The organism is Saccharomonospora cyanea NA-134 (assembly GCF_000244975.1).
GTDB lineage: Bacteria > Actinomycetota > Actinomycetes > Mycobacteriales > Pseudonocardiaceae > Saccharomonospora > Saccharomonospora cyanea.
Map to the genome: position 1 here is coordinate 1,587,140 of NZ_CM001440.1, position 13,484 is coordinate 1,600,623.

12 protein-coding genes are annotated in these 13,484 nt (G+C 70.4%); 2 read left to right on the top strand and 10 right to left on the bottom strand.

Going from position 1 to position 13,484, the window contains the following annotated elements:
- Positions 1–81 precede the first annotated feature (81 nt).
- The 9 genes from SACCYDRAFT_RS07710 to SACCYDRAFT_RS07745 form a co-directional block, all read right to left on the bottom strand.
- On the bottom strand, positions 82–303 hold the full coding sequence (locus tag SACCYDRAFT_RS07710) for a hypothetical protein (protein WP_005455130.1): 222 nt from the start codon (positions 301–303) through the stop codon (positions 82–84).
- A 45-nt stretch (positions 304–348) separates the two neighbouring features.
- Complete coding sequence (locus SACCYDRAFT_RS07715; RefSeq protein ID WP_005455131.1) at positions 349–1,623, bottom strand: multidrug effflux MFS transporter; 1,275 nt, start codon at positions 1,621–1,623, stop codon at positions 349–351.
- A gap of 232 nt (positions 1,624–1,855) precedes the next feature.
- Positions 1,856–2,134 (bottom strand): metal-sensitive transcriptional regulator, encoded by a 279-nt coding sequence (locus SACCYDRAFT_RS07720; RefSeq protein ID WP_005455132.1) that lies wholly within the window; start codon positions 2,132–2,134, stop codon positions 1,856–1,858.
- Positions 2,135–2,143: 9 nt separating this feature from the next.
- A complete protein-coding gene (locus SACCYDRAFT_RS27160; protein ID WP_269728750.1) occupies positions 2,144–2,272 on the bottom strand; it encodes a hypothetical protein in 129 nt (42 codons plus the stop codon).
- Between the two features lie 40 nt (positions 2,273–2,312).
- Positions 2,313–3,185, bottom strand: coding sequence for a sulfite exporter TauE/SafE family protein (locus SACCYDRAFT_RS07725; protein ID WP_005455134.1), 873 nt, complete (start codon positions 3,183–3,185; stop codon positions 2,313–2,315).
- A gap of 110 nt (positions 3,186–3,295) precedes the next feature.
- The gene (locus SACCYDRAFT_RS07730; RefSeq protein WP_005455136.1) at positions 3,296–3,880 is read right to left on the bottom strand and encodes a rhodanese-like domain-containing protein; all 585 of its coding nucleotides are present in this window, start codon (positions 3,878–3,880) and stop codon (positions 3,296–3,298) included.
- Between the two features lie 138 nt (positions 3,881–4,018).
- Entirely contained in the window at positions 4,019–5,449 is a 1,431-nt protein-coding gene (locus SACCYDRAFT_RS07735) for an MBL fold metallo-hydrolase (protein ID WP_005455138.1), read from the bottom strand.
- A 216-nt stretch (positions 5,450–5,665) separates the two neighbouring features.
- Entirely contained in the window at positions 5,666–6,319 is a 654-nt protein-coding gene (locus SACCYDRAFT_RS07740; RefSeq protein WP_005455141.1) for a hypothetical protein, read from the bottom strand.
- Positions 6,320–6,333: 14 nt separating this feature from the next.
- Positions 6,334–7,371 (bottom strand): DNA polymerase III subunit beta family protein, encoded by a 1,038-nt coding sequence (locus SACCYDRAFT_RS07745; RefSeq protein WP_005455143.1) that lies wholly within the window; start codon positions 7,369–7,371, stop codon positions 6,334–6,336.
- An 84-nt stretch (positions 7,372–7,455) separates the two neighbouring features.
- Here SACCYDRAFT_RS07745 and SACCYDRAFT_RS07750 point away from each other — a divergent pair, with 84 nt between their 5' ends.
- Positions 7,456–8,619 carry an alpha-hydroxy-acid oxidizing protein gene (locus tag SACCYDRAFT_RS07750; RefSeq protein ID WP_005455145.1) on the top strand — a complete coding sequence of 388 codons (1,164 nt, stop codon included), beginning with the start codon at positions 7,456–7,458 and terminating at the stop codon, positions 8,617–8,619.
- A gap of 3 nt (positions 8,620–8,622) precedes the next feature.
- On the opposite strand, the gene SACCYDRAFT_RS07755 is transcribed toward SACCYDRAFT_RS07750, so the two are convergent.
- Positions 8,623–9,363: a hypothetical protein gene (locus SACCYDRAFT_RS07755; RefSeq protein WP_232283795.1), complete on the bottom strand. Its 741-nt coding sequence runs from the start codon at positions 9,361–9,363 to the stop codon at positions 8,623–8,625.
- A 185-nt stretch (positions 9,364–9,548) separates the two neighbouring features.
- Between SACCYDRAFT_RS07755 and hrpA the strand changes: the two genes are divergently transcribed.
- Positions 9,549–13,445 (top strand): ATP-dependent RNA helicase HrpA, encoded by a 3,897-nt coding sequence (hrpA, locus tag SACCYDRAFT_RS07760; RefSeq protein ID WP_043536270.1) that lies wholly within the window; start codon positions 9,549–9,551, stop codon positions 13,443–13,445.
- Positions 13,446–13,484: the final 39 nt, after the last annotated feature.

Consider the following 13,484-nt stretch of genomic DNA (forward strand, 5'->3'; position numbering starts at 1 on the left):
ACTAGCCGCCGCGTACGGGAATCGCGGACACTCGTACGTCAGGTGCGGACACGCGTGCGCAGACTGCGGACACGATGTCGGTCAGTCGTCCGGGGCGTCCTCGTCCTCGGGGATGTCGTCGACCTGCATGACCGCCTCGCGCAGAGCCGCTCTCAGCCTGCCCACGTCCAGGGACGTCAGTACGGCAGCTTCGCCGGGGGGCGCGACGAGCACCACCCGGCCCGCGTTCACGAACACGGTCAACTCCCGGCGTCGCCCGGCCAGATCACGGCAGGCGACGGTCCACTCGTCTCGCGAACTCATCCAGCTCCCCCCTTCGTCCACCCGGGGAAACTGTAGCCGCAAACATCACTTCTGGTGATCGATTCGACCGATTTCACCGGAGGTCGCCGCGCGCGTGAGCAGAGCGAAGACCAGCAGCGCCGCCGCGGCCGCCGTCGCCATCACGGTGGCCATCGCCAGCGCGGACCCACCGAACAGCCCGACGACCGGTGACGTCCCGCCACCGACGAGGAACTGCACCAGTCCCAGCAGCGCCGACGCCGAGCCGGCCGTGTGGGGGTGGTCGGCCAGGGCGAGGGTGGTGGCGTTCGGGCCCACCATGCCGACCGACGACACGGTGACGAACAGCGGCGTGAGCAGCAGCGGTAACGGCGCTTCGACCGCCGCCGCCACCACGACGCCGAGCCCGCCGGTCAACGCACTCGTCAACCCCGTCCACAGCAGTGTCCTCGGGGTGAAGCGGCCCACCAGCCTGCCGTTGACCTGCCCCACGAGCACGAGACCGACACCGTTGACCGCGAACACGAGGCCGTACTCGGACGGGGAGAGGCCGTAGGTGTGTTGCAGGACGAAGCTCGACCCCGAGATGTAGGCGAACATCGCCGAGAAGGCCAGCCCGACGGTGAGCGCGTACCCGGTGAAGACGCGGTCGCGCAACAGCGCGGCGTAGGTGCGGGCGATGCGGCCGGGGTGAGCGGAACGCCGGTTGTGCCGGGGCAGGGTCTCCGGCAGCGCGAGCGCGGCGACCACGAGCAGGACGACGCCGAACACGGTGAGGGAGACGAAGATCCCCCGCCAGGACGTCCACCGCAGCAGTTGACCGCCGATCAGCGGCGCGAGCACTGGGGCGACGCCGGTCACGAGCATGAGCGTGGAGAAGAACCGTGCCATCGCCACACCCGAGTACAGGTCGCGCACCGCGGCCCTGGCGATCACCATGCCGGTGGCAGCACCCAGCGCCTGCACCGCCCTCGCCGCGATCAGGGCCGGAACGGAGGGACTGAGCGCGGCCACCGCGGACGCCACCGCGAAGACCACCACGCCCGCGAGCATCGGCCTGCGCCTGCCGAACGCGTCGGACAGCGGCCCGGCGACGAGCTGGCCGACACCGAGTCCGACGAGGAACACGGCAAGGGTGAGCTGCAACTGGGTGTCGGTGGAGTGCAACTCACGCGCCATCACGGGCAGGGCGGGCAGGTACATGTCGATGGACAGCGGTCCGAACGCCGTGAGGCCGCCGAGAAGCAGCGCGTAGCGGGCGGTGCGATGGGGCCGGGTGGCCGATGCCGTGGATGCCGTGGATGCCGTAGCCGGTGCGGTTCCTGCCACGCTCGTGGCCACCTGACCTCCTGTGTTGCGTCGTGGTCTCTGGTCTCGACCACGCACAACCGCTTAGGGACCCTAAGTGTTCCGCGGCAGATGTGATGTTGTCGAGTTCCGGGCGAATCGGGACAAGGCGGTCAGTGCGTCGACGCCGGTGCGGCGGGTCCGGCGACAACGGGTGGGGCACTCCCGCCCCCGGGCTGTCCGCGCCGTCCACGGTCGGCGGTGTGTCGCGTACCGGCGCCCGTGGTCACGAGAGTGCGAGGAACAGTTTCTCCAGCTCCTCGGTCGTCAGGCCGTCCTCGACCTTGGCCGTCTCCTCGGGGTCGGTGATGCAGTACTTCATGGCGTTCGACACGATGGTGAAGCCGGCCCTGTCGAGCGCGGTGGAGACGGCGGCGAGCTGGGTGACGACGTCCCGGCAGGAACCGCCGTTCTCCACGGCTGCGATCACGCCGTCGAGTTGACCGCGGGCGCGCTTGAGCCGGTTGAGGATGCGGCGCTGGGTCTCGGGGTCTGCGTTTCTCATGGGGAGCACTCACTTTCTGCGTGATGCGTGGCGGGCGTCCAGCACGGCACGGTCCGCACCGCCCGCCCAGAAGTCGGCGAGGACGATGCCGGGGATCGTCGGCATGAAGTCCTCATCGGTGAGGTCGAATGTGGCCATCTGGGTTCCGTCCCTTCCAACGGGGAAGGATGTCACGCCGCTACCGCGGTTGTGGGCGCGGCACGAGGGGGCAGCGCACTGAGGTCAGGCGGCAGACGGCGACCAGGCAGGAGAGCACCGTCGCGGCGACCACGACCACGAGACCGGCCGGGGACGGGAGCTCCTGGCTCAGCACGAAGACGCCCATGACGAGTACGAAGAAGCCGAAACCCTTCCTCAACGCCACCTCCGGCACCCGGGAGGTCAGAAGCGTGCCGAGCAGCGATCCGACGACGGCCGCGGCGGTGACTCCGACGACCAGGGACCAGTCGAGGCTGACCGTGGTGAGGTAGCCGGCGAGGCCCGAGAAGGACTTCATCCCTATCACCACCAGCGAGGTACCCACCGCGACCGGCATGGACAGGCCGCCGAGCAGCACGAGCGCGGGGACGACGAGGAAGCCGCCACCGGCACCGACGAGTCCGGTGACAAGGCCGACGGCGAGCCCGTCGAGGATGACCCGTTTCAGTGGAAGCCCCTGCGGTCCTCCGCTGGCATCGGCGGTGGTTTTCTTCTTCCCCCGGATCATCGCCACGGCGGTGGCCACCATCATGACGGCGAAAGCGATCATCAGGACGGTGTCCGGAAGGTACCCGCCGGCAAGCCCTCCCGCGAAGGCGCCCACCATGCCCGCCGCTCCGAAGACGAGCCCGGTGCGCCAGCGGACGTTGCCCTTCCTGGCGTGCGCGACCGCGCTGATCAGTGAGGTCGTTCCCACCACGAACAGCGACGCGGCGATGGCTTCCTTGGCTCCCATGCCCGCGACATAGGTGAGTAGAGGGACGGTCAGGATGGAACCCCCGCCTCCGAGCAGCCCGAGCGAGAGGCCCACGGCCACGGCGAGAACCAGAACGATGATCAGGCCGGTCTCCATCTTTCCTCCCCGTTACGGTGCCCGGGTCCCGGTGACCCGCTCATCGGGATTGCCACGGCAGCCGTCTCGCCGCCTCGTCGGTGCCGGTGTCACACGGCATGGTGAACGCCTCAGTCCTTCCGGAGCGCCGTCGGGAGGTTGCAGACGGCCTCCTCCAGCGTGGGGTTCGCGGCCGTCCTGTTCCACGGCATCTTCGCCAGTACCGCCGCCATGCCACAGGAGTTGGTCAGCGCCGAGAACGTCAGCCCGCCACCGATCGCGGCGGACAGGTAGCCCAGCCGGGGATCGATCAGTCTGGACCCGAGGAAGCCGAGCAGCACCAGGGAGCCCGCTGCCATGCGGACCTGGCGCTCCATGGCCCAGCGCCGGGCGCCACGGACCACGTCGCCTCCGGCCGACTCGAAGGCGGAGACACCACCGGTGAGCACGTCGGCGTTGTCGAAGCCCACCGCTGTCAGCCGTTGCTGGGCCTGGGCGGCCCGGGCTCCGGACTGGCAGACGAGCACCACGTTGCCACCGAGGCGTTCGGCGAGGTCACGGGTGTTCTCGGAGAGCAGCTGCAGCGGGATGTTGTGGGACCCGGGAATGTGGGTCGAGCGGAACTCGGCCGGTGTGCGTACGTCGATGATCGTGAGTTCGTCGCCCTCGGCGATTCGTTGTTTCAACGTGGGTGCGTCGATGACGGTCTTGTCCATGTGTCGTCTCCGGTCGAGGTGATCAGTGGTGGTCGGCGGTGGTCGCCGGCTTTTCCGGACCGGCGTTCGGCGAACCGGTCGGCAGCCGGCGGCCACCGGGAGGGGAAGTGGTGCCGAATCGGGTCGCGACCAGCCGGATCAGGCTCCCGCGGCTGCGGACTCGGCGCGGTCGGCGCCGTGCCGGGCCTCGTTCCAGGCCGTCCAGCCCGCGTAGCTGCCGTCGAGTTCGACGACGTCGTAGCCCGCCCGGCGCAGGGCGCTGGCGGCCACCGAGTTGCGCACCCCGCCCTGGCAGTAGGTCACGATGGTGCCGTTCGTGGGCAGCTCGTCGCGGTGCCAGAGCAGGCGTCCCGCGCTGAGTTGCTTGGAACCGGGGATGTGTCCGGCGGCGTGTTCGGTCCTGTTCCGAACATCCAGGACGAGCGCGGCGCCGGAGCGCTCCAGATCGGCGGGTGCGACGAGCGCGGGCCGGGTGCTCGGCAGGCCTTCGAGGCTGGTGGTGTAGCCGGCGACGTGGTCGATGCCGACGCGCAGGAGGTGGTCCCGCACGGCCCGTGCCGTGTCCCCGTCGGGCGCCAGCAACACGAGCGGTGTGCTCTCGGTTTCGGGGTCGTACGCCCAGGCGCCGAAACTCGCGGCCTTGGCGGGTCCGGGGATGTTCAGTGCACCCCGCACGGTGCCCTCGTGCACCTCGGTGTGGGGACGGGTGTCGACGAACACCGACTCGTTCGCGTCGAGCGACCGGGCGATCTCGTCGTTGCCCAGCTCCGGCAGCGGCGGCAGGGACCCCAGGATCCGCGGCCCTTCCCTGTTCTGGCGCTTCATCCGGGCGAAGTACGCGTGGGCGTCCGGTTGCCCGTCGAGCAGCGCCTCGACGAAGCCCTGCTCGTCGTTGTCGCGCAGATACGGGGCCCACCAGGCGTTGAGGCGTTCGTAGCCGACCGTGGTCGAGGGCAGGGCGCCCAGGGCCTTGCCACACGCGCTGCCCGCCCCGTGCGCGGGGTAGACCTGCACGTGGTCGGGAAGCGTCAGGAAGGTGTCACGGAGGCTCGCGAACAGCTGGCGGGCACCCTCGAAGCGGGTGTCCACCGCGCCGGCCGCCTCGTCGAGCAGGTCGGGGCGGCCGAGGTCGCCCGCGAAGACGAAGTCCCCGGAGAGCAGGTACCCCGGCTCGTCGCTGAACGCGCCGTCGGTGACCAGGAACGAGAGGTGCTCGGGTGTGTGCCCCGGGGTGTGGCTGGCCCGCACCGTGATGTTGCCGACGGTGATGGTGTCACCATCGTGCAGGCGGGTGGCGTCGAAGCCGTACTGCCAGTCCTGCCCGCCTTCCCCCGAGACGTACACCTGCGCTCCGGTCGCCGCGCCCAGCTCTCGGGTGCCGGAGAGGTAGTCGGCGTGGATGTGCGTCTCCGTCACCGCCACGATCCGCATCCCGTGCCGCTGCGCCAGGTCGAGGTACTCGCGGACGTCGCGGCGAGGATCGACCACGACGGCCTCCCCCTTCGCCTGGCAGCCGATGAAGTAGCTGGCCTGGGCGAGGTCCTCGTCGTAAATGCGTTCGAGCAACATGGCGTCTCCCTCTTCGTGTCCGGGTACCTCTCCACTCTGGCATATACCCCCCCGGGTATTCAAGTTCGCTGGTCGGAGGGGGTGTGCCATGGTCTCGTGCCGGATTCGGGACGCCGTCGGCCGACGTGGCCGTGACGGCGACCACGCCGGGCGGATCGGCGAGGTCACCGTGGGCGGGAACCGCCGCGGCCTTGACCGCGGTGGTTTCCGGACGGCTCAGGCCAAGGCGGTCAGTGCGTCGCGCAGGATTCCCTGTGCCGGGACGGACAACCGCCGTCCGGCGTGCAGCTGGTGCGCCGCCTCGACGAGCCGTTGCCGGTCGGCGGCGGTGCCCGTGTGACCGAGGAACGCCGGCAGCAGCAGGGCCAGCGACCGCAGGTCGCGGTCCTCGCAGAGCACGGCCAGCAGGTCCGCCACCCTCTCCTCGCCGGGGCTTCGGACGAGGACGCCGGTGTCTCGCAGCCCCTCGGCCACGACGTAGCGGAGCCAGTCGGCGTACGAGCCCGGAGGCAGCGCGTCGAGATGGTCGGCGGCGAGGCGGAAATGAGTCCCGGCCTTCTCGATGTCGCCCAGCTCGCGGTGACAGCGGGCGAGGCACGCGTGCAGCGACGGGTAGAACGCGGCGACCCTGGCGTCGGCCACGGCGTCGGCGCGCTCCAGGCACACCTCGTTCCAGCTCAGTTCGTCGGCGACCGTCGGTTGGTGACGGGCGAGGTAGTGCGCGGCGACGCATGCCTCGTAGTCGTCGCTCGCCCGCTCCCAGGCCTGTTCGAACAGCGTCTTCGCGTCGCCGGACCGACCTTCGACCTCGGCCCGCATTCCCTCGGAACACAGGCGAATGACGGGGTTCTCGGGGTCCAGGGGGGCCACTGTGGTTCTTCCCTTCACTGGTCCATGCGGACGGGCATGACGAGCGTCGTGAAACTGCCCTGGTCGGCGGAGCGGACCACCGTCGGCTGGTCGGCCGCGGTGATCTCCAGCAGTACGTCGGGGCCGACCCCGGCGGCCACGGCGGGCGCGAGCACGGCGGGATCGAACGCCAGGCGGGCGGTGCCCGAGCACACGGCGGACACGGTGGCATCGCCCACGTGCACCGTGTCCCCACCGGTCTCCAGCACGACCGGGTTCCCGGCAGCGGCCAGCGCGTCGAGCAGCGCGGTCCGGGTGGTGACGATCCGGCAGGTGTGCGGGGCCAGGGTGTCGAGCACCCGGCGGTAATCGGGATAGTTCCCGTCTCGTGTGGGCAGTGGCACTTCGCCCGTGGCCGCGTCGTCCCCGGGGTGGTCCGCCACCAGTGAGGCGTCGTCAGCCTCGGCGACCAGCCGCACGGCGTCGTGGCGCACGGCCCACGGCAGTGCGGCCACCATCGCGTCGACCGGGACCAGCAGCCGGTTCGGCGGCCCGACGACGCGGTGGGGGACGAGTTCCCGCACCGCGAGGCGGTAGCGGTCGGTGGCCACGAGCCGCAGCACTTCGGTGGTCCACTCGACGAGCACACACCCGAGTTCCGGGACCTCGGGAGTGCGGGCCGCGGCCGGATGTACCTGGCGGATCGCGCTGGCGAGTTCCGCTCCGCCGACGCTCACCTCGCCGTGGGACGGCTGCTCCACCATCCGCAGAGCGGCCTCCACCGCGGCGTGGGCCGTGTCGGCGCGGGACCGCAGCCGCCGGGCGTGCGCCGTCAGCACCTCGCGTGCGGAGGCCGGATCGCCTGCGAGCACGGCGGTGATGTCGGCGAGCGGCACCTCGGCCTGCCGGAGGGCGCGCAGCAACGCGGCATCGCGTTCCTGGTCCGCGCTGTAGTAGCGGTAGCCGGAGTCCGGGTCCACGTGCGCGGGCCGCAGGACGCCGCAGTCGTCGTAGAAGCGCAGCGCGCTCGGAGTGAGCCCGACGCGTCGCGCGAAGGTACTGATCGTGTCCATGGCGCCGAGTCTGGGGCTTCGAGCGACTCGAAGGTCAACCGTAGGATGCCCGGCGAGTCGGCGGCACGGCGCGAGGAGGCGCGGATGAGCGAGCGGTTCGGTCACTACCAGAGCGAGATCTACCTTTCCGGTTACGGCGGCACGACACCGGCGTTCACCACGGACCTCACCCGGCTGGAGGCGGTCGCCGAGCGGGTGCTGGAACCGGGGCCGTTCGCCTACGTCGCCGGGGGAGCGGGGTCGGGTGCGACGAGTCGCGCCAACCGGGAGGCGTTCGACCGCTGGGCCCTCGTGCCGCGCATGCTCACCGACGCCACCGAGCGCGAGCTGGCCACCACGGTGCTGGGTGAGACGCTGCCCGCACCCGTGGTGCTCGCGCCGGTGGGTGTGCAGTCGATCGTGCACCCCGAGGCCGAGCGGGCCACCGCGAAGGCGGCTGCCGGGCTCGGGCTGCCGATGGTGATGTCCACCGCCTCCTCGACGAGCATCGAGGACGTCGCGTCCGCGTCCGGACCCGGGCCGCGCTGGTTCCAGCTGTACTGGCCGAACGACCCCGACGTGTGCGGCAGCATCCTCGCGAGGGTGCGAGCCGCCGGGTTCTCCGTACTGGTGGTCACGCTCGACACGTGGTCGCTCGGCTGGCGGCCGTGCGACCTCGACAACGGCTACCTGCCGTTTCTGAAGGGTGAGGGGACGGCCGTGCCGTTCACCGACCCGGTGTTCCGTTCACGGCTCGAATCCGCCCCGGATGAGGACCTCGCGATGGCCGTGCTGCGCTGGATCTCGATGATCACCGGGACGGACCGTGACTGGGACGCCCTGCCGTTCCTGCGGGAACACTGGGACGGTCCGATCGTGCTGAAGGGTATCCAGCACGTCGACGACGCCCGTCGGGCGGCGGCTGCCGGGGTCGACGGCATCGTGGTGTCGAACCACGGCGGACGGCAGGTCGACGGCGCCGTCGCGTCGCTGGACATGCTGCCCGAGATCGCCACGGCTGTGGGCGACCGGCTCGACGTGCTGTTCGACTCGGGGGTCCGCACGGGCGCCGACGTGGTGAAGGCCCTCGCGCTGGGTGCGAAGGCCGTGCTCGTGGGACGCCCGTACGTCTACGGGCTGGCCCTCGGGGGCGAGGACGGCGTGCGGCACGTGCTGCGGAGCCTGCTCGCCGACCTCGACCTCACGCTGGCGCTGTCCGGCCACCGCGGTGTGCGCGAACTCGGACCCGGGTCACTCGTACGGCGCTGAGGCTCACATGGACGTCTGCGGCAGGCCCGGGCCCTTGCGAGGACCGACGAGGGCGCCCACCACGGTCAGCAGACAGCCTGCGAGCAACACCCACGGACCCGCGGAGGATGCCTCGAAGTCGCCCTTGAAGATGTAGGCGATCCCCATGCCGTGGAGCACCGTGGCCGCGAACGCCCGGCCCGCGAACACGACGCGGTACTTGACGAACGTCCGACGGCTGAGGTTGTTGCGGAGGATGCCGCTCAACCAGCGGGCCGACCTGTCGGTGCGCAGTGCGCCGAGAGTCCACGGCAGGACGGCCAGCGGCAGCACGGCGAGCAGTACGAAGGACAGGCACACGACGTAGAGCGGACGCAGGTCCATCTCCCAGTCCGTGGCCTCCCAGAGATCCAGGAACCACACCGAGTTACCCATGGCGCTCGCCCACGGCAGGGCGAACATCCCGACGAATGTCATGACGACGCCGAGCGCGGCGGGTAGCGCGCCCCAGCCCGCGACCGTCAGCGGGCCACCGGGCACGGGTCCGGGCGCACCGAAGCCCGGGCCCATGCCGGGCGCGGCGCCACCCGGGTACGGCTGCTGTGGGTAGGCGGGCGGATGTCCCGGGAACTGCTGCGGGTGGCCGGTGGGTTGGGAGGGATAGCCCGCTGGTTGCGACGGATACGGCGCCTGTCCGGGATGTCCTTGTTGTGGCTGTCGGTATGGTTGTTGTCCCGCCGGATTCCCCGGCCACGGCTGCCCCATGGCGTCGCACCCTACCGGCCGGACCCCGCCGAGCGAAGCGGAACGGACCGACGAACGGCTCCGCGAACTCGCCCGCCGTTTCCCACCGCCGCGCACCGGTGAGGCGCGATCGGTGGGAACACCGGTGTGCTCCCCGGAAAACAGGTGGCCTCGGTGCGAGGGCGGCCGGTTAAGCTGGCTGCCGTATGTCCTCCACGTCTACTCCACAGGTTGCTGTCGGCGAGCTGCGTTCCCGCCTGTCCGAGCTCATGGTGCGCGACGCGCACCGGTTGGGTCGTCGGCTCGACGGGTTGCGCAGGGCTCGCCGGCCGAAGCAGGGCGTCCTGGCGGGCATCGCCGCGGACGTGGAGCGGGCCGAGGAACGCGTTCGTCGGCGCCGCGAGTCACGGCCCGAGATCACCTACCCGGACGAACTGCCGGTCAGCAGGCGCAAGGACGACCTCGCCGAGGTGATCCGCGACAACCAGGTGGTGATCGTCGCGGGGGAGACGGGGTCGGGCAAGACCACGCAGTTGCCCAAGATCTGCCTCGAACTGGGCCTGGGCGTGCGGGGGCAGATCGGGCACACCCAGCCGCGCAGGATCGCGGCCAGGACCGTGGCCGAGCGCATCGCGGCGGAGCTGGGGACCGACCTCGGGACGAGCGTCGGCTACAAGGTGCGGTTCACCGACACCTCGGGCGACGACACGCTGGTCAAGGTGATGACCGACGGCATCCTGCTCGCCGAGATCCAGCACGACCGGCTGCTGCGGCAGTACGACACGATCATCATCGACGAGGCTCACGAGCGGAGCCTGAACATCGACTTCCTGCTCGGCTACCTCAAGCGGGTCCTGCCGCGCAGGCCCGACCTCAAGGTGATCATCACCTCGGCCACCATCGACCCGGAGCGGTTCTCGCGGCACTTCGACGATGCCCCGATCGTGGAGGTCTCCGGCCGCACCTACCCGGTGGAGGTGCGCTACCGGCCCGTCGTCGACCCCGACGACCCCGGCGCCGACCCCGATCGCGACCAGGTGCAGGCCATCTGCGACGCCGTCACCGAACTCAGCGCGGAGGGGCCCGGCGACATCCTGGTGTTCCTCTCCGGGGAACGTGAGATCCGGGACACCGACGAGGCGCTGACGGCGATGGAGCTGCCGAACACCGAGATCCTGCCGCTGTACGCGCGGTTGTCCGCAGCCGACCAGCACCGTGTGTTCAGACCGCACCGGGGACGGCGCATCGTGCTCGCCACCAACGTGGCGGAGACGTCGCTGACCGTGCCGGGAATCAAGTACGTCATCGACCCCGGCACCGCCCGCATCTCCCGCTACAGCCATCGCACCAAGGTGCAACGGCTGCCCATCGAACCGATCTCGCAGGCGTCGGCAAACCAGCGCAAGGGGCGCTGTGGCCGCACCTCGGACGGTGTCTGTATCCGCCTGTACTCCGAGGACGACTTCCTCTCGCGGCCCGAGTTCACCGACCCCGAGATCCTGCGGACCAACCTGGCCTCGGTGATCCTGCAGATGATCTCCTTGGGGCTGGGTGACATCGGCGCGTTCCCCTTCGTGGAGCCGCCCGACCGCAGGCAGATCACGGCCGGGGTGCAGTTGCTCACGGAGCTGGGAGCGCTCGACGCGTCCGGCAAGACGTTGACGCCGGTCGGGCGCAAACTCGCGCAGCTTCCCGTGGACCCCCGCATGGGGCGGATGATCGTGGAGGCCGCCTCGCTCGGCTGCGTGCGCGAGGTCATGATCATCGCGGCGGCACTGTCCATCCAGGACCCGCGCGAGCGGCCCTCGGAGAAGCAGCAGCACGCCGACCAGCTGCACGCGCGGTTCGCCGACCCCAACTCCGACTTCCTCGCCTACCTCAACCTCTGGAACTACGTCCGCGAGCAGCAGAAGGCACTGTCGAACAACCAGTTCCGCAAGCTCTGCCGCGCCGAGTACCTCAACTACCTCCGCATCCGCGAGTGGCAGGACATCCACGGGCAGCTCCGTCAGATGGCCAAGCCGCTCGGCATCACGTTCAACGACGTGCCCGCCGACTCGCAGCGGGTCCACACCGCGCTGCTGGCGGGACTGCTGTCCCACGTCGGGCTCAAGGATCCGGCCAAGGGCGACTACCTGGGAGCCCGAGGCGCCCGCTTCGCCGTGTTCCCCGGCTCGTCGCTGTTCAAGAAGCAGCCGAGGTGGGTCGCGTCGGCGGAGCTCGTGGAGACCTCGCGACTGTGGGCGCGGGTCAACGCCCGGGTGGAACCCGAGTGGATCGAGCCGTTGGCCCAGCACCTGGTGAAGCGCACGTACTCCGAGCCGCACTGGGAACGCAAGCGCGGTGCGGTCATGGCCCTTGAGCGGGTGACGCTGTACGGCATCCCGCTCGTGGTGGGCCGAAAGGTCAACTACGGCCGCATCGACCCCGAGACCTCGCGGGAGCTGTTCATCCGTCACGCCCTCGTGGAGGGCGACTGGGACACGAACCACCGCTTCTTCCACGACAACCGCGCGCTTCTCGAGGAGGTCACCGACCTCGAGAACCGCGCGAGGCGACGCGACCTGCTCGTCGACGACGAGACGCTGTTCGACTTCTACGACCAGCGGATCGGGGCCGAGGTCACCTCGGCACGGCACTTCGACACGTGGTGGAAGAAGACCCGTGGGGAGCAGCCGGAGCTGCTCAACTTCGAGAAGGCCATGCTCGTCAACGAGGCTGCCGACGACGTGCGCGAGGCCGACTACCCCGACACCTGGCAGCAGGGTTCCCTGACGTTCAAGCTGACCTACCAGTTCGAGCCGGGGACCGACGAGGACGGCGTCACCGTCCACATTCCCCTCGCAGTGCTGAACCAGGTCGGTCCCGCCGGATTCGAATGGCAGGTTCCCGGCCTTCGCGAGGAGCTCGTCACCGCGTTGATCAAGTCGTTGCCGAAGCCACTGCGGCGCAACCTGGTGCCCGCGCCCGACACCGCGCGGCAGGTCCTGGCGGCAGCCGGACCCGCGGACGGTCCGCTGCTGCAGGTCCTGGGACGGGAGCTGGAACGGTTGCGCGGCGTGGACGTGCCGGCCGACGCGTGGCAATGGTCCGCCGTACCCGACCACCTCAAGATGACGTTCCGGGTGCTCGACGAGCGCGGACGGAAGCTCGCCGAGGGCAAGGACCTGGAGGCGTTGCGCGACCGGCTCGGCGATCGCCTGCGCAAGACCATCTCCGCCGCCGCCGACGACATGGAGCGGTCGGGGCTTCGCACCCCGGACTTCGGTTCCCTGCCGAAGGAGTTCTCGGCCCGGCGGCGCGGGCACGAGGTGAAGGCCTATCCCGCGCTGGTCGACGAGGGCGACAGTGTGGCTGTGCGGATGCTCGACACGCCGGGGCAGCAGCGCGCGGAGATGTGGCGCGGCACGCGCAAGCTGTTGCGGCTCAACGTCCCCTCGCCCGCCAAGTACGTCAACCGGAACCTGTCGAACCAGTCGAAGCTGGTGCTGACCCGCAACCCCCACGGTGGGGTGGCGGCTCTGGTCGACGACTGCGTCGACTGCGCGGTCGACAAGCTGATGGCCGACGCTGGCGGCCCGGCGTGGGACGAGCGGGGGTTCGCGCCGCTGCTGGAGCGGGTGCGGGGGGCGCTGAACGGCACAGTGCTCAACGTGTTGCGTGCCGTGGAGGACGTCCTGCGCGCGGCGCACGACGTCGAGGCGCGGTTGCAGGCCACGCGCGGTGACGCCCTCGCCGAATCGCTCGACGACATCCGCGCGCATCTGTCCGGACTCGTCCACGCCGGGTTCGTCACCGAGACCGGCTACGACCGGCTCGGCGACCTCGTGCGCTACGTCCGGGGGATAGAACGCAGGCTCGACAAGCTGCCCTCGGACCCGGCGCGGGACGTCGAGCGACTGCGCGACATCGCGTGGTTGCGGCAGGAGTACCGGGCGGCGCTGGACGCGTTGCCGCCGAGGACGGATCCAAGTCCGGAGCTGGCCGAGATCCCGTGGATGATCGAGGAGCTGCGGGTGAGCTTCTTCGCCCAGACCCTCGGCACGGCCTACCCGGTGTCGCTCAAGCGTGTCCTCAAGGCCCTGGACGCCGCGGCGCCGTAACGCCGTGTCCGCAGCCTGCGTACGCGTGTCCGCATTTCC

Bases quoted from the DNA above. Each gene is read 5' to 3' on its own strand.
- SACCYDRAFT_RS07735 (WP_005455138.1), bottom strand. From the start codon at position 5,449: ATGTTGCTCGAACGCATTTACGACGAGGACCTCGCCCAGGCCAGCTAC.
- SACCYDRAFT_RS07745 (WP_005455143.1), bottom strand. From the start codon at position 7,371: ATGGACACGATCAGTACCTTCGCGCGACGCGTCGGGCTCACTCCGAGC.
- hrpA (WP_043536270.1), top strand. From the start codon at position 9,549: ATGTCCTCCACGTCTACTCCACAGGTTGCTGTCGGCGAGCTGCGTTCC.
- SACCYDRAFT_RS27160 (WP_269728750.1), bottom strand. From the start codon at position 2,272: ATGGCCACATTCGACCTCACCGATGAGGACTTCATGCCGACGATCCCC.
- SACCYDRAFT_RS07720 (WP_005455132.1), bottom strand. From the start codon at position 2,134: ATGAGAAACGCAGACCCCGAGACCCAGCGCCGCATCCTCAACCGGCTC.
- SACCYDRAFT_RS07710 (WP_005455130.1), bottom strand. From the start codon at position 303: ATGAGTTCGCGAGACGAGTGGACCGTCGCCTGCCGTGATCTGGCCGGG.
- SACCYDRAFT_RS07750 (WP_005455145.1), top strand. From the start codon at position 7,456: ATGAGCGAGCGGTTCGGTCACTACCAGAGCGAGATCTACCTTTCCGGT.
- SACCYDRAFT_RS07755 (WP_232283795.1), bottom strand. From the start codon at position 9,363: ATGGGGCAGCCGTGGCCGGGGAATCCGGCGGGACAACAACCATACCGA.
- SACCYDRAFT_RS07730 (WP_005455136.1), bottom strand. From the start codon at position 3,880: ATGGACAAGACCGTCATCGACGCACCCACGTTGAAACAACGAATCGCC.
- SACCYDRAFT_RS07725 (WP_005455134.1), bottom strand. From the start codon at position 3,185: ATGGAGACCGGCCTGATCATCGTTCTGGTTCTCGCCGTGGCCGTGGGC.